22 protein-coding genes are annotated in these 22,657 nt (G+C 67.8%); 17 read left to right on the forward strand and 5 right to left on the reverse strand.

Going from position 1 to position 22,657, the window contains the following annotated elements; genetic code table 11:
* The first annotated feature begins 52 nt into the window (after positions 1–52).
* The 8 genes from ACQEU1_RS39950 to pcaB are packed head-to-tail and all read left to right on the forward strand — an operon-like array spanning position 53 to position 9,496.
* Positions 53–1,171: an acyl-CoA dehydrogenase family protein gene (locus ACQEU1_RS39950; protein WP_433214303.1), complete on the forward strand. Its 1,119-nt coding sequence runs from the start codon at positions 53–55 to the stop codon at positions 1,169–1,171.
* Between the two features lie 27 nt (positions 1,172–1,198).
* The gene (locus ACQEU1_RS39955) at positions 1,199–2,230 is read left to right on the forward strand and encodes an SDR family oxidoreductase (protein ID WP_433214306.1); all 1,032 of its coding nucleotides are present in this window, start codon (positions 1,199–1,201) and stop codon (positions 2,228–2,230) included.
* Positions 2,227–3,489 carry an aspartate aminotransferase family protein gene (locus tag ACQEU1_RS39960; RefSeq protein WP_433214309.1) on the forward strand — a complete coding sequence of 421 codons (1,263 nt, stop codon included), beginning with the start codon at positions 2,227–2,229 and terminating at the stop codon, positions 3,487–3,489. Before ACQEU1_RS39955 ends, ACQEU1_RS39960 begins: the two co-directional genes overlap by 4 nt.
* A gap of 2 nt (positions 3,490–3,491) precedes the next feature.
* Positions 3,492–3,968 (forward strand): type II toxin-antitoxin system RatA family toxin, encoded by a 477-nt coding sequence (locus tag ACQEU1_RS39965; RefSeq protein WP_433214312.1) that lies wholly within the window; start codon positions 3,492–3,494, stop codon positions 3,966–3,968.
* Between the two features lie 9 nt (positions 3,969–3,977).
* Complete coding sequence (locus ACQEU1_RS39970; protein ID WP_433214315.1) at positions 3,978–4,499, forward strand: flavin reductase family protein; 522 nt, start codon at positions 3,978–3,980, stop codon at positions 4,497–4,499.
* A complete protein-coding gene (locus ACQEU1_RS39975; protein ID WP_433214318.1) occupies positions 4,496–6,169 on the forward strand; it encodes an AMP-binding protein in 1,674 nt (557 codons plus the stop codon). Before ACQEU1_RS39970 ends, ACQEU1_RS39975 begins: the two co-directional genes overlap by 4 nt.
* 31 nt (positions 6,170–6,200) lie before the next feature.
* A complete protein-coding gene (locus ACQEU1_RS39980) occupies positions 6,201–8,123 on the forward strand; it encodes an FAD/NAD(P)-binding protein (RefSeq protein WP_433214321.1) in 1,923 nt (640 codons plus the stop codon).
* Entirely contained in the window at positions 8,120–9,496 is a 1,377-nt protein-coding gene (gene pcaB, locus ACQEU1_RS39985; RefSeq protein ID WP_433214324.1) for a 3-carboxy-cis,cis-muconate cycloisomerase, read from the forward strand. The genes ACQEU1_RS39980 and pcaB overlap by 4 nt, the downstream gene beginning before the upstream one ends.
* Here the strand turns inward: pcaB and ACQEU1_RS39990 are convergent.
* Positions 9,483–10,907 (reverse strand): molybdopterin-dependent oxidoreductase, encoded by a 1,425-nt coding sequence (locus ACQEU1_RS39990; protein ID WP_433214327.1) that lies wholly within the window; start codon positions 10,905–10,907, stop codon positions 9,483–9,485. The genes pcaB and ACQEU1_RS39990 overlap by 14 nt on opposite strands.
* Positions 10,908–10,949: 42 nt before the next feature.
* On the opposite strand from ACQEU1_RS39990, the gene ACQEU1_RS39995 reads away from it, so the two are divergent.
* From ACQEU1_RS39995 to ACQEU1_RS40005, 3 genes are read left to right on the forward strand one after another with little or no spacing between them, the layout of a single operon-like run.
* Positions 10,950–11,531 carry a TetR/AcrR family transcriptional regulator gene (locus ACQEU1_RS39995; protein ID WP_433214330.1) on the forward strand — a complete coding sequence of 194 codons (582 nt, stop codon included), beginning with the start codon at positions 10,950–10,952 and terminating at the stop codon, positions 11,529–11,531.
* Between the two features lie 13 nt (positions 11,532–11,544).
* On the forward strand, positions 11,545–12,420 hold the full coding sequence (locus ACQEU1_RS40000) for an alpha/beta fold hydrolase (RefSeq protein WP_433214333.1): 876 nt from the start codon (positions 11,545–11,547) through the stop codon (positions 12,418–12,420).
* A gap of 7 nt (positions 12,421–12,427) precedes the next feature.
* Positions 12,428–12,895 carry a hypothetical protein gene (locus ACQEU1_RS40005; protein ID WP_433214335.1) on the forward strand — a complete coding sequence of 156 codons (468 nt, stop codon included), beginning with the start codon at positions 12,428–12,430 and terminating at the stop codon, positions 12,893–12,895.
* Here the strand turns inward: ACQEU1_RS40005 and ACQEU1_RS40010 are convergent.
* On the reverse strand, positions 12,841–13,806 hold the full coding sequence (locus ACQEU1_RS40010) for a DUF4142 domain-containing protein (RefSeq protein WP_433214337.1): 966 nt from the start codon (positions 13,804–13,806) through the stop codon (positions 12,841–12,843). The two genes, ACQEU1_RS40005 and ACQEU1_RS40010, sit on opposite strands and share 55 nt — an antisense overlap.
* Before the next feature lie 47 nt (positions 13,807–13,853).
* Between ACQEU1_RS40010 and ACQEU1_RS40015 the strand changes: the two genes are divergently transcribed.
* On the forward strand, positions 13,854–14,513 hold the full coding sequence (locus ACQEU1_RS40015) for a DUF305 domain-containing protein (protein WP_433214339.1): 660 nt from the start codon (positions 13,854–13,856) through the stop codon (positions 14,511–14,513).
* An 8-nt stretch (positions 14,514–14,521) separates the two neighbouring features.
* Here ACQEU1_RS40015 and ACQEU1_RS40020 read toward each other — a convergent pair whose 3' ends face one another.
* Positions 14,522–15,439, reverse strand: coding sequence for a cation diffusion facilitator family transporter (locus ACQEU1_RS40020; RefSeq protein WP_433214342.1), 918 nt, complete (start codon positions 15,437–15,439; stop codon positions 14,522–14,524).
* Positions 15,440–15,487: 48 nt separating this feature from the next.
* Entirely contained in the window at positions 15,488–15,862 is a 375-nt protein-coding gene (locus tag ACQEU1_RS40025; protein WP_433214345.1) for a BlaI/MecI/CopY family transcriptional regulator, read from the reverse strand.
* Between the two features lie 257 nt (positions 15,863–16,119).
* On the opposite strand from ACQEU1_RS40025, the gene ACQEU1_RS40030 reads away from it, so the two are divergent.
* From ACQEU1_RS40030 to ACQEU1_RS40040, 3 genes are all read left to right on the forward strand, one after another.
* The gene (locus tag ACQEU1_RS40030) at positions 16,120–16,767 is read left to right on the forward strand and encodes a M23 family metallopeptidase (RefSeq protein ID WP_433214348.1); all 648 of its coding nucleotides are present in this window, start codon (positions 16,120–16,122) and stop codon (positions 16,765–16,767) included.
* A 63-nt stretch (positions 16,768–16,830) separates the two neighbouring features.
* Positions 16,831–18,573: an aa3-type cytochrome oxidase subunit I gene (gene ctaD / locus ACQEU1_RS40035; protein ID WP_433214351.1), complete on the forward strand. Its 1,743-nt coding sequence runs from the start codon at positions 16,831–16,833 to the stop codon at positions 18,571–18,573.
* Positions 18,574–18,631: 58 nt separating this feature from the next.
* Positions 18,632–19,195: a hypothetical protein gene (locus ACQEU1_RS40040; protein WP_433214354.1), complete on the forward strand. Its 564-nt coding sequence runs from the start codon at positions 18,632–18,634 to the stop codon at positions 19,193–19,195.
* Positions 19,196–19,564: 369 nt separating this feature from the next.
* Here the strand turns inward: ACQEU1_RS40040 and ACQEU1_RS40045 are convergent, their stop codons facing one another.
* Positions 19,565–20,656, reverse strand: a complete 1,092-nt coding sequence (locus ACQEU1_RS40045) for a hypothetical protein (RefSeq protein ID WP_433214357.1) — start codon at positions 20,654–20,656, stop codon at positions 19,565–19,567.
* Positions 20,657–20,954: 298 nt separating this feature from the next.
* Here ACQEU1_RS40045 and ACQEU1_RS40050 point away from each other — a divergent pair, with 298 nt between their 5' ends.
* Both ACQEU1_RS40050 and ACQEU1_RS40055 read left to right on the forward strand, forming a co-directional pair.
* Positions 20,955–21,962, forward strand: a complete 1,008-nt coding sequence (locus tag ACQEU1_RS40050; RefSeq protein ID WP_433214360.1) for a hypothetical protein — start codon at positions 20,955–20,957, stop codon at positions 21,960–21,962.
* 56 nt (positions 21,963–22,018) lie between these two features.
* A complete protein-coding gene (locus tag ACQEU1_RS40055) occupies positions 22,019–22,657 on the forward strand; it encodes a hypothetical protein (protein WP_433214363.1) in 639 nt (212 codons plus the stop codon).

Here is a 22,657-nt window from a genome sequence, read left to right on the forward strand (position 1 = left end):
CCTGTCGCTGTCTTGGGTGGACGTTGCAGCACTGGTTTCTAACGTTGTTGCCATGCAGTACTTGCGACGCGAACGAGAGCAGCTGGAGCGCCTGCTCCCCGGTCTGGACGACGCGCTGGCCGCGGTGCCGCTCGCCGAGCTGGAGCAGCAGGGCGGGCCCGGTATCGGCCTGTTCCGCGACCACGGTGGTGCCGCACTCCTGGTACCTGCCGAGCACGGCGGCCACGGCGCCGACCTCCTGACGATGGTGCGAGTCCAACGCGCACTCGGTTCCCGGTCGCCGTCAGTCGCGGTGGCCACCACCATGCACCACTTCTCGGTGGCGTCGCTGGCCGAGACCGCGCGCACGAGCAGCGGCATGGAATGGCTGCTGCTGTCCGCGATCGCCAAGGACAACCTGTTGCTGGCGTCCGCCTTCGCGGAGGGCCGCACCGGGCAGCACATCCTCTCCCCGTCGATCCAGGCACGCGTCGACGGCGGCAAGGTGTTCCTCAACGGCAGCAAGAAGCCGTGCAGCCTCGCCCGCTCGATGAACCTCATCACGGCCTCGGTGTCGTTGCCCGGCCCGGACGGCGAGTCCCAGCTGGCGGTGGCGCTGGTTCCCGCAGACGCCCCCGGCGTTTCGGTGCGGCCGTTCTGGACCAGCCCCGTGCTGGCGGGCGCGGAGAGCGACGAGGTGGTCCTCGTCGACGTGGAGGTCCCCGAGGAGCTCGTCGTCCGCACCGGTGTGACGTCCGATGGACAGCTCGACCACCTGCAGACCGTGGGCTTCGTGTGGTTCGAGCTGCTGATGACCGCGAGCTACCTGGGGGCGGCCTCGGCGTTGGTGGAGCGCGTGCTCGCGGTCGACAAGGTCGACGCGCGGGTGCGCGCCGACGTGGCGAGCGCCCTGCAGGCGGCGATGCTGGCCGTCGAACGAGTGGCGCTCCAGGAGCCCGACCACGACTCTCTCGCCGACGCACTCGCCGTCCGGTACGCCGCGCAGGACGCGATCGACCAGGTGGCGGGCCGTTGTGTCGAAGCCTTGGGCGGCATGGCTTTCATCGGTTCCGGGGACGTCGCCTACCTCAACTCCGCGTGCCGCGCGCTGGCGTTCCACCCGCCTGCCCGCGCCCGCACGTCCAGCGCGTTGCTCGACCGGCTTCGCGGCGAACCGCTGCGCATCCCGTAGCCCGACAGACATCAGGTGAGTGAACTCGTGACATCGCAACAGACCATTCTTCTCACCGGCGCGTCCGGTGTCGTCGGGACAGCGTTGCTGCCGAAGCTCGCAGGCCACCGGGTCATCTCCCTGGTGCACAAGCAGGTTCCGCCCGGCGCGTCCGAGCACGTGCGCGGTGACCTCGCCGCGCCCGGTCTGGGTCTCGATCCGGCGACCGCCCGCGGGCTGGTCGCTGAGGTCGACGTCGTCGTGCATTGCGCGGCGGTCACCGACTTCGGCGCGGGCGCCACGACCACGGACGAGCTCAACGTCGTGGGCACGGCCGGCGTGCTGGACTTCGCCCGCAGAGCCGATGCGACCGTGCACTACCTCAGCACCGCGTTCGTCGCCCGCAACGGCATGACCCGCGGACGCACCAACGAGGGCGGCGCGGACCCCGCCGACTACCTGACCTCGAAGCTCGCCGCTGAGCAGCTCGTCAGGGACAGCGGGGTGGCCGCGACCATCGTGCGCCCTTCGGTGGTGATCGGCGACAGCGAGACCGGGGCCATCTCGAAGTTCCAGGGTCTGCACTCACTCGCCCTCGCCGTGCTCAAGGGCGCGCTGCCGTTGCTGCCGCTCGACCAGCGCGCCCACATCGACTTCGTGCCCCAGGACCACCTGGCCGACGCGCTGACCGCGTTGATCGACAACAACGTGCGTGCGGGGGAGTACTGGGTCACGGCCGGCGAGGCCGCGCTGTTCACCCAGGCGATGATCGACATCGTCACGGACGAGGCGGTGCGGATCGGCCTGTCGCTCACGCCTCCCCGACTCGTCGAGCCGGACATGGTGGATCGACTGGTGCGGCCGGTGTTCATCGACCCGCTGCCCAAGGGTGTGCGCAGGCGCTTCGACGACATGCTCGCGATGACCGCGTTGTTCGCCGGCGCGGACTTCTTCCCGTGCAGCGAGATCCCCGGCCTCGAGCCCCTCGGCGAGGAGCGGTTGAGCGAGGCGTTCCGCAGGTCCGTTCGCTACCTCGCCGTCGAGAAGGGCCTCGCGCGTCCCGGAACGGAAGCTGCATGACCACGCCGGACGTGGCCGCCCTGTACCGGCGGCACCTCAGCAGCGGGCGCGCCGGGCTGGCCCAGTTCACCGGTGGGCACCTCGAGACGGACTCCCTGGGCGCTCGGGTACACGCGAGCGGGCACGAGTACCTCGACTGCGGCGGCTACGGCGTGTTCCTGCTCGGTCATCGGCATCCCGTCGTCACGAGCGCGGTGATCGAGCAGATCGGGCGCAACCCGATGGCCACCCGCCTGTTGCTCGAACCCACCGCGGCCGTTGCGGCACAGGCACTGGCCGCCGTCACACCGGCAGGCCTGGACCGCGTCCACTTCGTCAACTCGGGAGCCGAGGCGGTCGAGGCGGCCATCAAGTTCGCCCGCGCGCAAGGCAGGACGACGCTCGTCTCCGCGGTCAACGGCTACCACGGCAAGACCACCGGTGCGCTGAGCCTGACCGCTCGCGCGGTGTACCAGCAGCCGTTCCGGCCACTGCTCCCCGACGTGCAGCACGTGCCGTACGGGGACGCGTCCGCGATCGCGGACTTCCTCGCGGCGCACCGCGACCGCGCCTGCGTGGTGCTGGAACCCGTTCAGGGCGAGGGCGGCGTCGTGCTGCCGCCGCCGGGTTACCTGCGCGAGGTGTCGCGGCTGTGCACCGAGCACGGCGCGCTGTTCGTGCTGGACGAGGTGCAGACCGGTCTGGGCCGCCTGGGCACCTGGTGGGGAGCCGACCGGGAAGACGTCGTCCCCGACGTGCTGCTGGTCGGCAAGAACCTCAGCGGCGGCGTGATCCCCGTTGCCGCGGCGGTGACCACCGACAAGATCTACGCGCCGTTCGACCACGACCCGCTGCTGCACACCTCGACATTCGCGGCGTCGCCGGTCGCGATGGCCGCCGCTACGGCGACCATCGCGGTCATCGAGGAGGAAGGCCTTGTCGGCCGTGCGCGGGACCTCGGTGAGCACCTGCTGGTGAACCTGAGGTCGATCGCCGAACGCGAGGCGCCGCACCTCGGGCTGGTGATCAGGGGCGCCGGCCTGCTGATCGGTGTCGAGACGCCGACCGCACACCTGGCCGGTGACCTGGTGCTCGAACTCATGTCCCAGCGCGTCCTGGTCAACCACTCGCTCAACGCCGGCACGGTGCTCCGGCTGACCCCGCCCGCCGTGCTGACCGAAGCCGATCTCGACTGGCTGTTCACCGCGTTCGTCGTCGCTCTCAAAGCAGTCGGCGCGCGCCACCGGGGTACCGCCGCCGCTCTCGAAAGGACGTCCTGACCATGCCAGCCGTACGTGTGGAGACACTCGTCCCCGCCGCCGACGCCGACTTCGTGTTCAGCCGGATCAGCGACTTCCCCAGTTACGCCGACTACACCGACGCGGTGCGCGAGATCAAGGTCGAGCAGCTCGCGGACGGGTCCGTGGTGTCGGACTGGTCGGTCAACTTCCGCAACGGCGTCATGTGCTGGCAGGAGAGCGACCGCATCGACCCGGTTGCCCGTACCGTGGAGTTCGAGCAGCTCAAGGGCGACTTCGTCGGCTTCAGCGGGAGCTGGCGGGTCGAGCAGGTGGGTGCGGACGTGACGCTGCGCTTCGACGCCGACTTCGACCTGGGCATGCCCAGCCTCGCCCCGATCATCGACCCGATCGCCGCGAAGGCCCTGGGCGACAACATCGAAGCGATCATCCGCGGCCTGCTCGGCGAGCACGTCGTCTTCCTCGCGGACGACGAGCCCGAGCCGGTCAGGGTCGGTTAGGCCGCGCTGATGCGTCCATCCGCGCTCGTCGACCACGGAGCTCGTTTCCGGGACGTCTGCGCCGAGCTCCCCGCCGCCGTCTGCGTCGTCACCGGTACCGGACCCGGCGGCCTGTACGGCGCCACGGTGTCGTCGATGTGCTCCGTGTCGCTCGACCCGTTGATCGTGCTGGTGTGCCTGGACAACCGCTCGTCCACTCTCGCCGCGGTGCTGCAGAGTGGCTCGTTCGCGGTCAACGCCTTGCACGCCGGGCAGAACGACGTTGCCTCCAGGTTCGCGTCCCGCGTGGACGGTGCGACGAAGTACCAGGGAGTGCCGCATCGGATCCGCGACGGCGTGCCGGTGCTCGACGACGCGCTCGGCTGGTTCGTCTGCGACGTGGCGCAACCACACCTCAGCGGTGACCACACGATCCTGACCGGCCTGGTGCGTGCGGTCGGCGGTAGCGATGGCGAACCGCTTCTTTGGCACAGAAGGACTTTCCGCGGGCTCACCCCCGAGACCCCCTCCAGTGGACAGGTGCAACGATGACGACCAAGCCCGACTTCCTCACGAACTACGCGCCGACCTGGGGGCGCCGCAGGCTCACCCCGTTCTCCCGCGTGCCGGCGACCGCCCGCCTCGGTGACGTGTGGCAGACCGCCGCTGAGCGCGGCGGGTCGCGCACGGTCACCGTCGACCGCGCACCCGACATCGACCCCAGCAGTCCGCTGGTGCGCACCTACGCGGGCTGGGCGGAGCTGGTCGACGACGCGGCCGCGTGGCTCTACGAGGCCGGTGTCCGCGAGTGGGACCGCGTGGCGATCATGAAGTCGAACCACCTCGACGTCGCGCTGCTGGCGTGCGCCGCCGCACGTCTCGGCGCGGTGCCGGCCCAGCTGGCGTGGACGCACCCGCCGGAGTTCGCGATGCCGATGCTCGCCCGCCTGCAGCAGCCGTTCCTCGTGACGGACCAGGTGCGCCTGCTCCAGTGCGGTCTGGACGAGCACGCGCTGTCGACGCTGGTGAAGCGGACGATCGTCGTCGACGGCAGCGACCGGACCGACGTGGTGTCGCTCGACGACCTGCGCGGTGCCGCCAGGGCCACGCCGAAGCTGCGCGGCCTGGACGAACCGATGGTCATCACGCACACCTCGGGCACGACGGGCGTGCCGAAGCTCGTCATGCACTCGGCGACCACCGCGCACGCGCTGTCGCTGGTGGAGGCGGAACGCTGGCCTGGCGCGGCGTTGCAGGCCGAGGACACGATGGCGCTCGCCGACCCGTTCTGCCACCAGCGTCTCAGCACCGGCATGCTCGCCATGGCCACCATCACGCCGACCATGCTGATGCTGTCGGACCCGCAGTCCGACCAGGCGCTCAAGCTCATCCGGGACCACAAGCCCACCGTCGTCGAGACGCTGCCGAACATCTACCTGTACTGGGAGCAGTTCGCGAAGGAGGCCTCGCGGCCGTTCCGCAACGTCCGGCTCTACGTCAACTCGTTCGACGCGATCCACACCCGCACCATTCGCACGTTCCTCGACGCGACGGACCACAAGAAGCCCATCTGGGTGCAGTCGTGGAGCCAGAGCGAGGCCGGCGCGATGGTGATCCGTCCGTACACCAGGAAGTCCGTCGCGAAGCGCGGTCACCGGCCTCCGCCCACCCAGGTCCTCGGCTGGCCGATCCCCGGCCTGTGCAAGGCGCGCGCCGTCGACCCGGAGACCGGCGAGAAGGTGCCTGCGGGCCAGGTCGGCCTGATCGAGATCAAGCAGCCCGGCCGGTGCCTCGCCTACGTCGGCGAGCAGGACCGGCACGAGCTCAAGACCAACGGCTTCTGGTGGAACACCGGCGACCTCGGCGTCGTCAGCAAGTTCGGTGCCGTGCGCCTGGTGGACCGCGAGATCGACCGCATTCCCGGTGCCAGCGCGATCGAGCTGGAGGACGTGCTGCTCGACCGCCTGCCGCTCACGACCGAGGTCGTGATCCTGCCGTCCGGCGGGCAGTTGCCGGTCCCGGTGCTGAGCACCCAGGACGACGAGCCGTTGGCCAAGGCCGACTGGGCACGGGCGACAGCGGACCTGCCGGCTCTCGCGGACCCGATCCAGATCAAGTGGGACGAGTTCCCGCGCACGGCGACCTGGAAGATCCGCCGCGTCCAGCTGCGCGAGCAGCTGCTCGACGGTGCCTCCGCCCTCGGCATCGGCCGCTGGACCTGATCGCCCTCGAAGCAACGGGGACACCATCGCGATGAGCATCAACCTGACTTCACTCACCCTGGTGCCGACGGCGGTGCGGGACGCCGTCGAGATCGGCCTGATCGGGGTCGGCCCGCGCGGTCTCTCAGTGCTGGAACGCCTGTGCGCCAACGCCGGCCGCACGCCGGACCGCTCCGTTCGCATCCACCTCGTCGATCCCCACCTCGGTGCGGGTGGGCGGGTGTGGCGGGCCGACCAGTCGCGGCACCTGCTGATGAACACCGTCGCCTCGCAGGTGACGATGTTCGTCGACGAGAGCGTCGACTGCGAGGGCCCCGTAGTGCCGGGGCCCAGCCTGCACCAGTGGGCCCGCGTCGTCGCGCTCTTCCTGCCGGGCCTGCCGGTGTGGGTGCGGGAGGAAGCATTGGGACTCGGCCCGGACACGTATCCGACCAGGGCGTTCTACGGGCACTACCTGCGCTGGGTGCTTGACCACGTGATCAAGTCGGCTCCGGCCAACGTCTCTGTCGTCCACCACGCGGACCAGGCCGTCGACCTGGTGGACGGCGAAGGCGGACTGCAGAACGTGGCGTTGCAGTCCGGTGGTCACCTCATCGGACTGCACGCGGTGGTCCTCGCGCTCGGACACCTCGACGTGGTGTCGACACCGGCCGAGAAGAACCTCGCCGCCTATGCGCAGAGGGAGGGGCTGCACTACGTCGAGCCGGGCAATCCGGCGGACGCCGACCTCGACGCGATCGCCGCGGGGGAGACGGTGATCCTCCGCGGCATGGGCCTCAACTTCTTCGACCACCTCGCGATGCTCACAGCGGGGCGTGGTGGTGTGTTCGTGCGCGAGGAGCACGGTCTGCGATACGAGCCGTCGGGTTCGGAACCGTTGCTGATCGCTGGTTCCCGTCGTGGCATCCCGTATCACGCTCGCGGCGAGAACCAGAAAGGCCCGTTCGGCAGGCACACGCCGTTGTTCCTCACCGAGGAGCGAATCGCCCGCATGCGTGCGGCCGGGCAGCTCGACTTCCTCGGGGACGTGTGGCCGTTGGTGGATCGAGAAGTCCGGTCGGTCTACTACGCGGCTTTGGTGACGGAGCTCGGCGGCGACGCGGTCAAGTTCGTCGAGGAGTTCGTGTCCACCGAGGACGAAGAGGAGCTCCTTGTCCGTCACGGCGTCGACTGGCGGTGGGACTGGGACGCGATCGCGTTCCCGGAACGTGGCATCGAGTTCGCCGGTCCGGACGACCATCGCGAGTGGATGCTCGCCTATCTGCGCCAGGACGTGGCGGAAGCCAGGCGTGGCAACGTGAGCGGGCCGCTGAAGGCAGCGCTCGACGTGCTGCGGGACCTGCGCAACGAGGTTCGGCTGCTAGTCGACCACGGCGGGCTCACCGGTGACTCGTACCGCGAACACCTGGACGGGTGGTACACGCCGCTCAACGCGTTCCTGTCGATCGGCCCGCCGGTCCACCGAATCGAGGAGGCGATCGCTCTGATCGAGGCCGGCGTGCTCACGGTGCTCGGTCCAGGCATGGTCGTCGAATGCACTGATGACGGCTTCCGCACCTACAGCCCGCGGGTGCCGGATGCCGTGTACCAGGCACGTGCGTTGGTGGAGGCAAGGCTGCCGGAGGTCGACGCACGACGCACGACCGATCCGTTGCTGGCGCGTCTTCTGGTCCGAGAAGACTGTGCTCTGAATCGGATTCCGAACCGCGACGGAGGTCATTTCGAGACCGGAGGACTCGCAGTCTCCGGGCGGCCGTACGCCTTGCTCGACGGTATGCGCAGGCCGCATCCGCGGCGGTTCGCGTTCGGCGTGCCGACCGAGACGGTGCACTGGGCGACGGCGGCCGGGGTGCGGCCCGGCGTCAACTCGGTCATCCTCGGCGACGCGGACGCGTTGGCCCGGCAGAGCCTTTCGCTCGCGGAACTGATGATCACCGAGCCGGTGACGGCATGAGCGGGGCGAAGTTGTTCGCGGACACGGGATTTCTCTCACCGGGCTGGGCGCACACCGGGTCGGACCACCTGCTCGACGACCGGGCATGGCTCGCCGCCATGGTCGAGGTCGAGATCGCGTTGGCCAGAGCGCAGTCGAAGGTCGGCATCGTGCCGGCCGACGTGCCGGACGCGATCGCGGCGGCGGTCGACCTCGAGAAGTTCGACTGGGAGGGGCTGGTCGCCGGTGTTCGTGCCACGGGCAACCCGGCGGTGGCGTTCGTCGCGCAGCTGACGAAGATCGTCGCGGTCGTCGACCAACGCGCCGCCGACCACGTTCACCGCGGCAGCACCAGCCAGGACATCCTCGACACGGCCACGATGCTGGTCACGCGGCGGGTGTTCGACCGGGTGCACGCGGACCTGTCCCGCGTGGCCACCTCGCTGGCCCGTCTCGCCGAGGAGCATCGGGACACCGTCATGGCCGGCCGCACCCTCACCCAGCACGCGGTGCCCATCACGTTCGGGCTCAAGGCCGCAGGCTGGCTCAACCCGGTGATGGACGTGCTCGATCGGCTCGACCGCCTCGCGCTACCCGTCTCGCTGGGAGGTGCGGCGGGCACCCTGGCGGCCTACCAGGAGTTCAGCGACAGTGACTGTCTCGACCTGGTCGAGCCCTTCGCCGACGAACTCGGGCTCGCGGCTCCGCTCGTGCCGTGGCACAGCGCCCGCCTCCCGGTCGTCGACGTCGGTACGTCGCTCGCGGCGGCGGTCGGGGTGCTCGGCAAGATCGCGGCCGACGTCGAGGTGATGACGCGCACCGAGATCGGTGAGCTGACCGAGCCGCACGCTCCCGGCAAGGGGGCTTCCTCGGCGATGCCGCAAAAGCGCAATCCCGTGTACACCACGGCGATCCTCACTGCAGCGCGGCAGATCCCCAACCTCGTCGCCGTGCTGCACCAGAGTCTCGTGGTGCCCGACGAGCGGTCCGCGGGCGGCTGGCACGCGGAGTGGCAACCGCTGCGCGAGTGCCTGCGCCTGGCTGCCGGAGCCGCCCGCAACGCTGCGGACCTGACGGACGGGCTGTGCGTGTTCCCGGACCGCATGCGCGAGAACCTCGCACTGACCGGTGCCGCCGTCGTGTCGGAACGGCTGAGCGCGGTGCTCACGCCGTTGCTGGGCAAGAGCGAGGCGAAGGCCTTGCTGACCGAAGTGGCCTTCGCCTCGGCCGGCAGACCGGGGGACCTGCCGGAGATCTTGACGAACCTCCTCGCGTCCCGGGGTCACGAACTGCCCGGTGTGGCCGGGCTCTGCGACCCGGCCGCCTACCTCGGCGCCGCCGGTCGGCTGGTCGACCGGGTGCTCGACAGACACGAGGAGGTCAACGTGCGGTGATCGTGACCGTGTGATGACCACCCGCCCCGACCGGAAAAGGCGGACTAGGAGCGGCTTCCTGCACGTGGCCACTGGCCGATGTGCATCGCGCCCGGACGCGGTGAGCGCCGGGGGAGAGGTCGAGCTGGACCCGCCACCGCCGCCACGCCGAGGGTGCGAGCTCGTCCGCGAGCTCAGCGTGCTGCCAGTCCTGGTCGTCCACCGCGACCTCCACGGCGCTGACACCTTCCGGCGGTGCCCAGGCCACGCCGGTCATCTGCACGGATCCGGCCCGCGTGCGGCGTGGTGGGTGGTCGATGCGGGTCAGCGGCCGAACCCGCAACGGCCCCCGCGTCCACCCGCGGGCGTGCCAGTAGTCGGGGTTGGGCTCGGTCTGGATTCGCAGGCAGGTCACCCACTTCGCCCCGGTGTACTGCCCGTAGAGACCGGGGAAGAACACCCGTGCGGGGAAGCCGTGCTCGGCGGTGAGGGTGCGGCCGTTGAGGCCCAGCACGACGTACCCACCGAGCCGCCGGACCTCGGACAGCGGGACGCTGCAGTCCCACCCGTCGACGGCTTGGGTGACCAGGAAGCCGTTCTCGGTCGTCGGTGCGGCACGATCGAGCACCTCGGCGAGCGGAACGCCGAGCCAGCGGCCGTTGCCCAGCCGATCCCAGCCCAGTCTGTTGTGGACGCACACCATCGCGGCGTCGAACTCGACCAGCCCCGTGCCAATCAGGTCGTCGTGGGACAGCGACAGCTCGTTCTCGACCTCGCCCGTGATGCTCAACCGCCACGTCGCCGGGTCGATCACGGGTGGCCGCATGTTCGCGTCGGTCACGTAGAACTCGTCGACCGGCGTGATGAGCGGCGGCACCCCCGGCCAGTCCTCGCCACCGTCGACCGCCGAGGGCAACGGGTCACGAGCGAACAGAGGCCTGCCCACGCACGCCACCTCTTCCCGGAGGTGTCGTTGACCGCCGAGCGCGCCCGCGATCGCCAGGGCACTGACCGGAAGCGTGGCGGCCGCGGGAAGCCGTAGCGCGGTCAACGTGCCCAAAGCACCCGCTCCGACCGCACAGGTGGCGTCGAGAGCCCGTTCGTCGGGAGTCGCTCTGCGCCGGGTCAACCACCAGCCGACGGCAGCCACCGCGCTGACCGCCGCGAGATCGCGCCCGGCCCGGCGTCCCAGCACCCCGCCCATCGCGACGACCGCCGCGACGACGGTTGCCCGGATCACGGGCTTGTCGGACTCCTTCAGCAACCGCACTACCCGTTCGACCAGCGAACGCGGTCCGTGGTCGACGACGAACTGGCTGATCGCGTCAAGCGGGGATCTCGATCTGAGCAGGGCCGCGACCGTCTCTGCGGCCGCCAGACCCGCCAGCGCCGCAACGAACCCCCGGTTGCCCGATGTACGTTCGCGTCCCATAGTTGCAACATAGGTGTTCCAAATGGGAGGCGCGACCGCTACATGAATGAACGGATCCCGCTGCTCGACGACGCGGTGCTCGCGGCGGCCGCCAAGGTCATCGCGGAGCACGGCTGGCACGAGTTCACCCTGGAGCGGGTGGCTCAGGCAGCCGGCATCTCGCGCGTCACCTTGTACCGCAAGGGAGCGACGCGCGAGCTGCTCATCGAGGCGTTGGTGGTCGGCGCCGCGCAGGCGTGGCAAGCGGGCCTCTGGCCGGCGCTGACCGGGCCTGGCACGGCGGCCGAACGATTGCGTGCTGCCCTGCGTGCGTCCTGCGTTGTGGTTGAACAGCATCTCTCGCTGCTCGCGGGTCTGAGCAATGCGCCGGACCCCGTCTTCCACCTCGACGACGGCGACACCCGGAACGTCTACGTCGCGCCGTTCGAACGGCTCCTGCACGACGGCATCGCGGACGGCTCGCTGCGCGCCACCCTCGACCCGGCCGAGACGGCGTTGCTGCTGTTCAACATCGTGCCCCGCACGTACATCCACCTGCGAGGTGCCCACCACTGGCCCCCGGACCGCACCGCCGACGCGTTGCTGGACCTGCTGATGCCAGGAGTGCTGCCCGCACGCCCCTGAACGGAGGAGATCGATGGCCACGAGCCTGCAAGAACTCGGTCCGGTCCACGAGGTCGACCTGCCCGAGGGACGCATCCGCTACCACTCGCGCGGTGAAGGGCCGCCGATCGTGTTCGTGCACGGCATCATCGCCAACGCCGACGTCTGGCGGCACATCGTCCCCGCGTTCGCCGACCGCTACCGCTGCATCACGCCGGACTGGCCGTTGGGGGGCCACCGCGCGCCCATGCGCGAAGGCACCGACTTCTCGCTCTACGGCTTGGCAGACCTGGTGAACCGCACTATGGCAGCCCTCGACCTGGACGAGGTCACGCTGGTGGGCAACGACACCGGCGGCGCGGTGTGCCAGGCGGTGGCGGCCCGGCACTCCGAACGCCTGGCACGGTTGGTGCTGACCCCGTGCGATGCCTTCAACAACTTCCTGCCGTTGCCGATCAAGCACCTCCAGCTGACCGGACGAACGTCCGCCGGTCTGAAGCTTCTCGCTGAGACGCTCCGCTTCCGACTCATCCAGCGCATGCCGATCTCGTTCGGCTTGCTGACCCGTCGTCCGATCCCGGCGGACATCATGGCGAGCTACACCGCTCCGCTGCGCGAAGACCCCTTGGTGCGTCGTGACTTCGCACAGCTTGTCCGCGCCATCTCCACGCGCTACACGCTGGACGCCGCCGAAGCCCTGAGCCGGTTCGACCGTCCGGTGTTGCTTCCGTGGGCCCGGCAGAACTTCTTTCCGGTGGCGCACGGCGAGCGCCTCGCGGGCAAGCTGCCCAACGCCACGTTGCGGATCATCGAGGACTCCGGCCCGTTCGTGACCGAGGACCAGCCACGGCAACTCGTTTCGTTGATGGAGGAGTTTCTTGCGGCAACGGAGCGCCGAGAGGTGCTTTGATGCCGGGATGACCGTTGCGGCGTTTGTCATCTCTTGCCTCGGGTTCGTCGTCGCATGCGTCGCGGCTTGGTACGGCCGTGGCCAGAAGCGCGCGGCAGAGAACGCCGCAGCGGAGTCGAAGCGTTCAGCCGACGCGGCGGTGGCGCTCGCGGAGGTGGAGGCGGCTCGCCGCGCGGACGAGCTGGCGGAGTCCGAACGTCGCCGCGTGCGCTTTGTACTGGAGCCGGATGGTCGAGACAGGTACCTGCTCCGGAACGTCGGCACTGACAGTGCGTACGGCGTTCACGTCAACACCGGCGGGATGGGTGTTCAGGACGAAGTCACCGATTTCGACGAGTTCGAGTCGGATCGCGAGCAGCGGTTCTTCCTGGTCAGCACCTACGATCCTGAACAGGAAGAACACATCGTGGTGACGTGGCACTACAAGGAGGACCGATCGGATGAGCCGCGGTCGGTGAAGCTGCTCGGCCCGTAGCTCGCTGCCCGGCGAGCCGGCTTCCTGCGTTGCCACCACAACCAGAGCGCTGCCACCGCACCGATCGCTCCGAGAACAACCAGCAGACTCGTCGTGCCGGTCGAACGGGAGCCCGCGGTGGGGGAGACTTCCGGTGAAGAGCGTTGCAGCGACTGCGGTTCCGCGGTCGTGACCGCCGTGTCCGGCGGCGGCGCCGACTGGCCGAGCACGGTGGCCGAGGGCAGCGCGGCGAAGTCGACCAGTCCGGTCTTCTCCAGCATGGTGATGTGGTCGAAGACGGTGTTCATGGTCTGCGCGGCCATCCTGCGCACGAGCTCGTTCTTCGTCCCGGCGCGGATCTGGGCGGCGAACCCGTAAACCTTGCCGTGAGCGGCGCGCAGCCTGTTCACGAAGGTCCGCTCGTACTCTTCGCCCTGGGTGTCGGAGAGCTCCTTCAGCCAACCGGACTGATCGGAGTTCGGCTGGTTCGGCAGCTCCACGCCGAGCGCCTGCCCACCCTTGCGGATCATGTCGTCGAGCGCGGTGTGCCCGTCGATCAGGTGCTGGCCGGCCTCGAGGATCTTGGGGTTCTGCGACTTCTGCATCGCCTGCTGTCCCGCGGGCAGCTCCCAGAGTCCGGCCAGCCGGACCTTCGAGATGAAGTCCCGATCACCGGCGCCGAGCGGACCCCACTTGGTCTCCACCACCTCGTCGCCCTTGCCGCCGCTGCCGAGCGGTGCGGCGGGCAGGCTCTCCGTGATCGCGAGAGGTGGCGGGGGAGCACTGCTCTTGTCGTGCTGAGCAGCCGCGACGCCCGGCGTGCTGAACGGCATCAGGAGGCTGATCCCGACGGCCGCCAGCCACCGGGTCCTCGACTTGCAGGCGCTGTCACCCATGTCGTGGTCTACGTAGCCGGATAGTAGATGGTTCATTATCTACTAAGGTGACTAGTAGATGATCGCTCTGCGGGAGGTAGCTGATGATCGGGTGGCCGGCCTCGAACTGGCAGCGACGGACGATCGTGATCGCCGTCAGCGTCGCGCTGGTGTTGTTCGGTGCGGCAGGCGGGATCGCCCTCGCTCGCGCGAAACCCTCTCCTGCTGAGCCGACCGCGGTCGACATCGGGTTCGCCCAGGACATGGCGGTGCATCACCTGCAGGCCGTGCAGATGGCCAACCTCGCGGAGGGCCGCAGCAAGGACGCGGCTGTTCGTCAGGTTGCTTTCGACATTGCGTCGGGGCAGCTGGAACAGGTCGGCCGCATGAAGGGCTGGCTCGGGATGTGGGGTGAGCTCGAGCAAGCGCCCGCAGGCGAGTCGATGGCGTGGATGGCCTCCGAACACGACGGCATGTCCGGAATGGGCGGCGCGACCGGCGGCAAGATGCCTGGTATGGCGACGACTCAGGAACTCGCCCGGTTGCGGGGGCTGAGCGGACCCGAGTTCGACGTGCTGTTCCTGCAGTTGATGACTCGCCACCACCAAGGCGGGATCTCGATGGCGGCCTACGCGGCGGACAAGGCCGTTGTTCCGGTGGTGCGAGGACTGGCGAGTTCGATCGTCGCGAGCCAGAAGACCGAGGTCGACGCGCTCAAGGACATGCTCCTGGCCCGCAACGCCTGGTTGCTCGACGCGAAGTGAGCACCTGCTCAGGGATGGGCGGGTTGCTCGTGGGCCGCGTGGCTCTCAGGTTCCAGTTGGAAGGTGGAGTGCTCGACGTCGAAGTGCCCCGCGAGACACGTCTGGAGCTGGTCGAGCACCTGAGGTGCGTGCCCGTCGTGGAAGCACTCGTCCTCGACCACGATGTGCGCCGACAGCACCGGCATGCCGGAGGTCACCGTCCACGCGTGCAGGTCGTGCACGTCGCGAACGTGCGGCACACCCAGGATGTGCTGCCGCACCTCGTCCAGGTCGACGTCCTTGGGCGCGGCTTCGAGCAGGACGTCGACGGCCGCGCGCAGCAGGCTGAACGCGCGGGGGAGGATCAGCAGTCCGATGAGGACGGCCACGATCGCGTCGGCGCGGGTGAATCCGGTGAACATGGCGATGAGCGCGGCGGCGATGACGCCCACCGACGCCAACGTGTCGGTCATGACCTCCAGGAACGCTCCGTGCATGTTCAGGCTGGCGTTCTGGGCCTTGAACAGCAGCATCATCGAGGCGACGTTGCCGACCAGGCCGATGATGCCGAACACGAGCATCGACCCGCTCTGCAGCGCGGGAGGTTCGGTCAGGCGCGAGATCGACTCGTACATGATGTAGGCGCCGAGGCCCAGCAAGACGGCCGCGTTGACCGCGGCGGCCAGGATCTCCGCCCGCGCCAGCCCGAACGTGCGCTTCGCCGTCGGAGGCCGCGCGGCGAGCGTGATCGCGACGAGAGCCAGCGCCACGCCCGCCGAGTCGGTGAGCATGTGGCCGGCATCGGCGAGGAGCGCGATGCTGCCGGACAGCAGAGCGCCGATGACCTGCACGACCATGATGCTCGCGGTGATCGCGAGGACGCCGATGAGCCGTCCGCGGTGCTGGCCCGCGGCGGTCACGTGGCCGTGCCCGTGTCCAGTTCCCACTTCGAACGCTCCCTAATTCATGCAAACATAGCGATCTATGCATGAATGCTAGCGCGCTCGCCGGTCGGGCGCATCCCGGCCCGACAAAGCGGAATCGAGCAGGTCTGCCTCGTGGTCGGTGGCGAGGCGAGCGAAGTGCAGCAGCACCGCTTCCGGGTCTCCGGCGGCGTCGACCACCTCGCGCAGTGCACGCACCGCCGCTTCGGTTCGTCCGAGCGTGGCCTCGTACAGGAACGCCTTACCTGCGCGGGTGCGGCTCACCCACGCCTTGCGGTGCAGGTTGTCCAGGACGGTCAGGACCGTCGTGTACGCGCGTGGCCGCTCGTCATCGAGCAGGTCGAGCACGTGCCGAACCTTGAGGGGGTGCTGTTCTCGCCACAGCACGTCCATGACCGCCGACTCCAGGTCTCCGAGTCCGTGCATGACTTCTCCTGGGCGGGCGCCGATCGAAACCTAACTACTATCTGACATAGTATCCCTAGACTGCCTTCCTGCCTCACGGATTCGCCCGTTCGGGCCGCTCGTGCGGGTGCTCATCGCCGGAACGACGGAGGTATGCGCGACGTGACGTCGCAACGTTCGAACAGCGGTCAGGTCTGATGCCGCGACATCTTCAGGTGAAACCCACTCCTGGCTGGTCTGCCAACCTCGTCATCTGCGGCGTCGCTGCTGGAGCCGCCGTGGCGGCCTATCAGGCGAACGACGATTCGACGACCTCTTCCTCCACGTCGGTGCAGGCCCGGCTGCTGTCGGCCGACCTCACCGGCGCGAACATCGGTGTGGGGGGAGACGTGGACAAGCCGACGCTGCTCGCTCTTCGCCCGCCCGAGCATGTCGGCGACGTTGAACAGCTCACCAAGAGCCTGCGCATGACTGAGAAGCGCGAAGCCGACGAAGCGGCTCGATTGAAGGCCGAACGCGAAGAGGAAGAGCGGCGCAAGATCAAGGTGTTCGCGCCGACCGAGGGGACGCTGACGTCGGCCTATGGCCCTCGGTGGGGCGGCACGCACTACGGCCTCGACATCGCCAACCGGATCGGCACGCCCATCCGCTCCGTGATGGATGGCGTGGTGATCGACGCCGGGCCCGCGAGCGGTTTCGGTCTGTGGGTGAGGGTCCGGCACACCGACGGATCCGTCGCGGTCTACGGCCACATCAACAGCTACGCGGTGAGCGAAGGTCAGCGGGTCAGTGCGGGTCAGGTCATCGCCGAGGTCGGCAACCGCGGCAACTCGACGGGTCCGCACCTGCACTTCGAGCTGTGGGACGCGGCCGGCCGCAAGGCCGATCCACTGGCGTGGCTGAGCTCCTACGGCGTCCAGCTGTGATCGTCCGCGACTCGTGAACTACTATCTATCTTAGTAGTTCACGAGTCGCTGGGAGTGCAACTCATGACGGTCACCGCACAGCCCGTACCCGTCGCCCGCGCGACCAGGCCGGCGAAGGGCTCGTTCCTGCTCAGGATGTTCCGCACGACGGACCACAAGCAGATCGGGGTGCTCTACCTGATCACGAGCTTCGCGTTCTTCCTCGCGGGCGGCCTGATGGCGTTGCTGATCCGGACCGAGCTCGCCCGACCGGGCATGCAGTTCCTGTCGAACGAGCAGTACAACCAGCTGTTCACGATGCACGGCACGATCATGCTGCTGCTGTACGCGACGCCGATCCTGTTCGGCTTCGCGAACTTCATCCTGCCGTTGCAGATCGGCTCACCCGACGTCGCCTTCCCGCGCCTCAACGCGTTCTCGTACTGGCTCTACCTCTTCGGCGGCATCATCGTCGTCTCCGGCTTCATCACGCCAGGTGGTGCCGCGGACTTCGGCTGGTTCGCCTACACACCTCTGTCGAGCGCGATCCACTCGCCGGGCGTCGGCGCAGACCTGTGGATCTCCGGCCTGCTCGTCAGCGGACTAGGGACGATCCTCGGCGCCGTCAACATGATCACCACCGTGGTCTGCCTGCGCGCGCCCGGCATGACCCTGTTCCGCATGCCGATCTTCACCTGGAACATCCTGGTGACCAGCCTGCTGATCCTGATCGCGTTCCCGATCCTCACCGCGGCGCTCTTCGGCCTCCTGGCCGACCGCCACCTCGGCGCCCACGTGTTCGACCCCGCCAACGGCGGCGTGATCCTGTGGCAGCACCTCTTCTGGTTCTTCGGGCACCCAGAGGTCTACATCGTCGCCTTGCCGTTCTTCGGCATCGTGTCGGAGATCTTCCCGGTGTTCAGCCGAAAACCCATCTTTGGCTACAAAGGACTGATCTTCGCGACCTTGGGCATCGCGGCCTTGTCCGTCGCCGTGTGGGCACACCACATGTACGCGACCGGCGCCGTGCTGCTGCCGTTCTTCGCCTTCATGACGTTCCTCATCGCGGTCCCGACCGGCATCAAGTTCTTCAACTGGATCGGCACGATGTGGAAGGGTCAGCTCACCTTCGAGTCGCCGATGCTCTTCTCGGTCGGCTTCCTGGTGACGTTCCTGTTCGGCGGCCTCTCCGGCGTCCTGCTGGCGTCACCGCCGATCGACTTCAACCTCTCCGACACCTACTTCGTCGTGGCGCACTTCCACTACGTCCTCTTCGGCACGATCGTCTTCGCCACCTACGCCGGCATCTACTTCTGGTTCCCCAAGATCACCGGCCGCATGCTCGACGAGAACCTCGCCAAACTCCACTTCTGGACGACCTTCATCGGCTTCCACGCCACGTTCCTCGTACAGCACTGGCTGGGAAACCAGGGCATGCCGCGCCGCTACGCCGACTACCTGCCCTCGGACAGCTTCACGACCCTCAACATGATCTCCACAGCCGGCGCCTACCTCCTGGGTGTCTCGACGCTTCCGTTCATCTGGAACGTCTTCAAGAGTTACCGCTACGGGGAGAGGGTGACGGTGGACGACCCGTGGGGCTTCGGCAACTCCCTGGAGTGGGCGACCTCCTGTCCGCCGCCGCGGCACAACTTCACCGAGCTGCCCCGGATCCGTTCGGAGCGCCCGGCGTTCGAGCTGCACTACCCGCACATGATCGAACGCATCCGCCTGGAAGCCCACGTCGGGGGAGGGTCGGGGCACGACGGCCCTGCAGCACCCTCGGAACGTGCCGCTGAAGCACTGGCTCCGGACGACAAGGCTTAGCCGGGCTGCCACTCATCGGCCCAGCTGTGCGATCGCGCCTGCCTCTAGGCTGGCCGTCGTGGTGGAAGACGTAATCGCTCGGGGTGTCGTGCAGGTCGAGCACCACATGCTCGTCCTGCGCGACACCCAGGCCACGGCGTATCCAGATCTGCCTCCTGGCAACGGATTGGCTGGAGTCGCGGACGGTGTGCTGGTCGTCTTCACCGGTGTCGCCCACGGCCCGGTGAGCCTCACGATCCACGTCCGGGAACAGCCACCCGCGGAGTTGGACGAGCATCGCTGGGACGAGATCGTCGAGCTGTCGACGATTGCTGCTGCGGACATGAGCACTGACACGACAGATCTTCCGGCGCTTACCTCGTTCGGCGCCGGTACGTACCGCCTTCGCGTTCACGCGCGCGGGCGCGACACCGCCCCTGATGCCACGGCTGCCGACTCGGCGGAGGAGTGCCTCGTCATCTCCTGGCCTCAACGCTCCGCACCTGAAGTTGTTCACAAGCAGACCGACTCCTACGGGGAACAAGTCCGATCTTCGCGTTCTGCTCCTGGCCCCTGGATCCAGCTGGATCCCGACCAACAAGCACGCGATGCTCAACTGCGGAGGGCGACAGAGCGGCATTGACCGCGACATCAACTAGGTGGGCCACTGGAAGCCTTCGATCTCGAAATTGGCCGCCTCCTAAGGCTCTGCCCCTCACAGCAGCCGACCGGTCAGGAGTTCCACACGCGCCTGCCGAGCAGCCGCATTCCGTTGAGTACCACGAGGACGGTGGAGCCTCGTGGCCTGCGACGCCTAGAGGCAGTGGCAAGTTTCCGAACAGGTCCCACATGGCCGGTACGACAATGAACGTGCCAAAGTCGGTACAACCGACCGGATGAGTCTGCCTTAGCTGGCCTGAGCTTGCCTTCGGGCGTGGATGTGCTGCTGGACAGGGCCTTTGAAGTTTGGCGCTTGCCAGAACAGGCGGTGGTCAGCGTGGTTGTGCCGGTCTCAGGCCGTTGCGCCCGCCTGATCATGGTCTTTGCCGGATGTGAGCAGGGCTGAGGTTCCGTCCGCGATGCGCACGATGTCAGCGGCGAGCAGGTAGGTCCAGATGATGCAGGTCTCTGCCTCCGAAGCTGAGACCTCGTCGTGAACTCCTTTGCTTGCAAGGGAGTCGAGCGACTTGAGTCGCGAGCCGAGTCCGTCGAGGGTAGCTTGGAGGACACTGCTTTGGGTTCGTTCGCCCAGCTGCTCGCGGACGTATTGAACGAGACGGTTGCGGTACAGATCGTCTGACATCTTGCGTTCGACGCCGTCGTTGCCTCTGACCTTGAGGTCGGTTGCGGGGTACAGCGCATCGGCGAGCGCCTTGGTCATGCGCCGACACGACGTCAATGCGTGCGCCAGGTCTTCTGACCTTCCGCTGTAGAGACGATCCTGAGCGGCGACGAACTTCTCCAGCGCGGCAGGGGCATACTTCGCCAGCGCCGTGTTGATGTACTCCTGGGCGCGGAGGAAGAGCGGTGCTTCTTGCTGGCCCTGATCCAGTTCGCACTCGGTCGTGACGAGGAAGGTGTGGATGGTGCTCTTGACGCGCTCCAGGAGATGGTGGTCTCGGTGGAGCTGAGGGAGCATCTTGGCTTTCGCCGCGTCCATGTCCCGCGCGACAAAGTAGGTGTCGATCTGAGTGAGGTTCGCGGAGGGGGTCAAGTCATCGAACAGCCGCTGTGACATTGCCAGGTCTTGTTCGATCTGACCTAGAGATGCCGATTGGAACATCTCCTCATTGTCGATCATGAACGTGCGGTTGCGCTCGAACCGGAGGTACGCTCGGCGGCGCTCTCGGTCGCCTTCCTCAGGGCCGAGAAGCGTCATAAGTTGAGTGATGATCTTTGAAACCGCTGGGTCCTGCTGCTTGAGGCGGTGTCCGGGTTCGAGATCGGTGAGCTCCCATTGCAGCCAGAGTTGATGCCCATAATCCCTTCGCAATGCCGCGATTCTCAACGCTCGTCTCGCGCTGGCGGTCACGGTGTTGGTGGGCTGGTCGAACTCATCGAGGGCCAGACGAAGTAGTTCGCGGACACCTGACGCTGTGCTCATCTCTGGATGCTAGCTACACGCACCGACAGTTCGGGGCTCATGCGGTCGACATGGCGCGGTCGATGGCCGTCTGTCGAGGACGATGCTGATCGCAATGGGGACAGTGTCTGAGATTGCAGACATTGCCAGGGTACTTAAGGACACTCGCAGGCATGGCTGTGGGCGGCCTGTCTCGCGAAACTGTCGCTCGTTCGTCGTGTCCGGCGGAAATTGCGCGCGAATTGTCATAGCCGAGGTGCACAATCTCAACATGCGGAGCAGAGGTGGTGGAAGTTGGCGCGGGGCTGACCGATATCGGATGCCCGAGGGCGCGGAGATCGTGGACCGGAACGGCGACGTCGTGGAGATGCGGGTCAGCATCCCGGGCGACGAGCACGGCTTCTTCGGTCGCCAGTGTCCTGGCTGTGCGCAGATGTTCCGGGTGAACATGGAGGATTACGAGGCGCTGCCCGAAGAGATCGAGCTGTGGTGCGTGTACTGCGGCCACCATTGCGACCACTCGGACTTCATGACCCAGCAGCAGAAGGACCGTGCCTTGCGCGCAGTTGCCGACCTCGGCGTCCAGATGGTCGGACACGTCGTCGAGGACGTGTTCGGTGGGCGTTCTCGGACTCGGTCACGATCGCGAGGCTCGGGTTTCGGGGTTGAGATCCGGTTTCGCTCCACCCCGTTCTACCCGCAGCCGCTTCCCGGTCTCGACGAGGAAAAGCTCGTTCGGGAGCGCAAATGTGCCGACTGCGCACTGCGGTACGCGGTCTTCGGCGAGCATCGGTTCTGCCCCGTCTGCGGGCCGCTTGCCTCAGCCGTCGTCTCAACCGACGCGCTTGGCGCCGAGACCGCTCGTCTGGACGGTCTGGCGCAGCTGCCCGCCGAGGTGAGAGCGGATCTCCGTGAGAAGGGTGTGTTCACCCGCATCTGGGTGGACACGCTGGAGAACCTCGTCGGCATCGTGGAAACGTTGGCGGGCGCTGTTTTCCGCGCTGCCGTTGCCGACGCCCCGGCTCGCCTCAACGGCAAGGGCAACATCTTTCAGCGCCTCGACGACACGGCTGATCTGTTCGTCGCAGCTGGCTACGCGGACCTGCGAACCGTGCTCGACGCGCCGACTTGGCAGCGCCTCACCGAGTCGTGGGCAGCTCGCCACGTGTTCACCCACAACGACGGTGTGGTCGACGCCAGATACCTGACCAAGGTACCCGGCAGCACCGCCCGGCTCGGCCAGCGGCTCACCATCACGGAGGCAAGCTGCCGGCAGGCGATCTTGGACGCGGGTGCCTTGTGCCATGCGGTTGCCGCGCTGACCTGAACCCTCCAAGCACGTCGACATGACTTGTCCAACGGAACCGAGAAGGGCCCGCTCCAGTGGCTGAACTGCACCCGTCGACCCACCTGCAGGCGGCAGCCTGGGTGCCTGACGACGACCCGGAACGTCCGTGGGAACAGGCTGCCGACCTTGCCGCGGCGTGGATCTGGAAACGCAGCCGGGCGGAAGGGGTTGCTCCACTGCTGGTGACCAACACGCAGCAGAACGGTGCCGGCATCGGATGTCTGGAGGAGATCGTGCGTCGAAGCGGCCGAGCTACACCGCAGGGAAAGCAACGATTCGACTCCGGCCCAGTGTTGGCGTACGTGCCGAACGAGCGAACGCTGAGGTTCGCTCTCGACCTCGCGCGCGGCTATTCCCTAGCGGTCGTCGAGTCGACCAGGTTTCCCCTTGCTGAGTGGGCGGCGGGAGCAGAAGCGGTCAATCTGCTTGATGGACGTACAACCACAAGCGGTATCCCCGACGGCGTCAAGGCCGACCTTGATCGCGCGATCTCCTTCGGGGGCCGAAACGGCTGGACCGGACCAGACGAGAAGCGCCACGCCCGCACCCATCTTGAGACCCACGTCCGGTCTGGCCGTCTCGATCCCGAGCAGGCTGCGTCGTACGTGATGTCGCGGGGGGTTGCCGACACCGGTGCCAAGAGGCTTCGACAACTGCTCGAGAAGCTGGGGTGA

Source organism: Lentzea sp. CA-135723, from assembly GCF_050936595.1.
In the GTDB taxonomy this organism is placed as follows: Bacteria; Actinomycetota; Actinomycetes; order Mycobacteriales; family Pseudonocardiaceae; genus Lentzea.

What these genes read in the sequence shown, in the direction of transcription:
- ACQEU1_RS39980 (WP_433214321.1), top strand. Translation starts at nt 6,201, where the DNA reads ATGAGCATCAACCTGACTTCACTCACCCTGGTGCCGACGGCGGTGCGG.
- ACQEU1_RS40000 (WP_433214333.1), top strand. Translation starts at nt 11,545, where the DNA reads ATGGCCACGAGCCTGCAAGAACTCGGTCCGGTCCACGAGGTCGACCTG.
- ACQEU1_RS39990 (WP_433214327.1), bottom strand. Translation starts at nt 10,907, where the DNA reads ATGGGACGCGAACGTACATCGGGCAACCGGGGGTTCGTTGCGGCGCTG.
- ACQEU1_RS39975 (WP_433214318.1), top strand. Translation starts at nt 4,496, where the DNA reads ATGACGACCAAGCCCGACTTCCTCACGAACTACGCGCCGACCTGGGGG.
- ACQEU1_RS40005 (WP_433214335.1), top strand. Translation starts at nt 12,428, where the DNA reads ATGACCGTTGCGGCGTTTGTCATCTCTTGCCTCGGGTTCGTCGTCGCA.
- ACQEU1_RS39950 (WP_433214303.1), top strand. Translation starts at nt 53, where the DNA reads ATGCAGTACTTGCGACGCGAACGAGAGCAGCTGGAGCGCCTGCTCCCC.
- ACQEU1_RS39960 (WP_433214309.1), top strand. Translation starts at nt 2,227, where the DNA reads ATGACCACGCCGGACGTGGCCGCCCTGTACCGGCGGCACCTCAGCAGC.
- ACQEU1_RS40025 (WP_433214345.1), bottom strand. Translation starts at nt 15,862, where the DNA reads ATGCACGGACTCGGAGACCTGGAGTCGGCGGTCATGGACGTGCTGTGG.
- ACQEU1_RS39995 (WP_433214330.1), top strand. Translation starts at nt 10,950, where the DNA reads ATGAATGAACGGATCCCGCTGCTCGACGACGCGGTGCTCGCGGCGGCC.
- ACQEU1_RS40050 (WP_433214360.1), top strand. Translation starts at nt 20,955, where the DNA reads ATGCCCGAGGGCGCGGAGATCGTGGACCGGAACGGCGACGTCGTGGAG.
- ACQEU1_RS39970 (WP_433214315.1), top strand. Translation starts at nt 3,978, where the DNA reads ATGCGTCCATCCGCGCTCGTCGACCACGGAGCTCGTTTCCGGGACGTC.
- ACQEU1_RS40010 (WP_433214337.1), bottom strand. Translation starts at nt 13,806, where the DNA reads ATGAACCATCTACTATCCGGCTACGTAGACCACGACATGGGTGACAGC.
- ACQEU1_RS40015 (WP_433214339.1), top strand. Translation starts at nt 13,854, where the DNA reads ATGATCGGGTGGCCGGCCTCGAACTGGCAGCGACGGACGATCGTGATC.
- ctaD (WP_433214351.1), top strand. Translation starts at nt 16,831, where the DNA reads ATGACGGTCACCGCACAGCCCGTACCCGTCGCCCGCGCGACCAGGCCG.
- ACQEU1_RS40045 (WP_433214357.1), bottom strand. Translation starts at nt 20,656, where the DNA reads ATGAGCACAGCGTCAGGTGTCCGCGAACTACTTCGTCTGGCCCTCGAT.
- ACQEU1_RS39965 (WP_433214312.1), top strand. Translation starts at nt 3,492, where the DNA reads ATGCCAGCCGTACGTGTGGAGACACTCGTCCCCGCCGCCGACGCCGAC.
- pcaB (WP_433214324.1), top strand. Translation starts at nt 8,120, where the DNA reads ATGAGCGGGGCGAAGTTGTTCGCGGACACGGGATTTCTCTCACCGGGC.